The organism is Mesorhizobium sp. M7A.F.Ca.AU.002.02.1.1, assembly GCF_003998535.1.
GTDB classification, from domain to species: Bacteria; Pseudomonadota; Alphaproteobacteria; order Rhizobiales; family Rhizobiaceae; genus Mesorhizobium; species Mesorhizobium ciceri.
The window spans coordinates 1-556 of sequence record NZ_RZPB01001445.1 but is presented as its reverse complement, the minus strand read 5'-3'; the positions used below and the strand labels follow the sequence as shown (position 1 = coordinate 556).

Annotated in this window: 1 protein-coding gene; it reads right to left on the bottom strand. The window is 63.7% G+C overall.

What is annotated here, in order from left to right; genetic code table 11:
• On the bottom strand, nucleotides 1-360 hold a 360-nt coding region (gene secG, locus EN879_RS38265), incomplete at its 3' end, for a preprotein translocase subunit SecG (protein WP_127274826.1).
• Nucleotides 361-556: the final 196 nt, after the last annotated feature.

Sequence of the window (556 nt, the reverse complement as noted above, 5' to 3'; positions counted from 1 at the left end):
AGCATCGTTGCCGGAAGGCGGCGTCGGCGTGGTGGTGCCCGCGGGCGCCGGAGTTGTGGTTCCAGGCAACTGGTTGAGCACGCCTTTGCCGGCGCCGTCCGAGGTCGCCGGCACGCGGTCCAGGATATCGATCGGCTTTTCGCCGTAGCGGGCGACGATCGACAGGGTCAAGGAGGTGGCGAAGAAGGCAGCCGCCAGGATCGCCGTCGCACGCGTCAGCGCATTGGCCGCACCACGCGCGGTCATGAAGCCGGACCCGCCACCGATGCCGAGGCCACCGCCTTCGGAACGCTGCAGCAGCACCACGCCGACAAGGGCGAGCACGACCATGAGATGGATGACGATCAGTACGGTTTCCATAGTTTATCCTGGCAAGGCCTTGCCCGGCCGCGGACACGACCGGTGAATTGGAGGCGGCTCAATACAATGCTTTGACGGCATTTCCAAGCCCGTGGCCGGAATATGGGAAGCAACCCGTCCTTTGCAACGATTTCGTGCACCGGAAGCCCTGTCCGGCAGGGAAAATGTCTTCAAGCAATATTGCGATAGGCCTCGG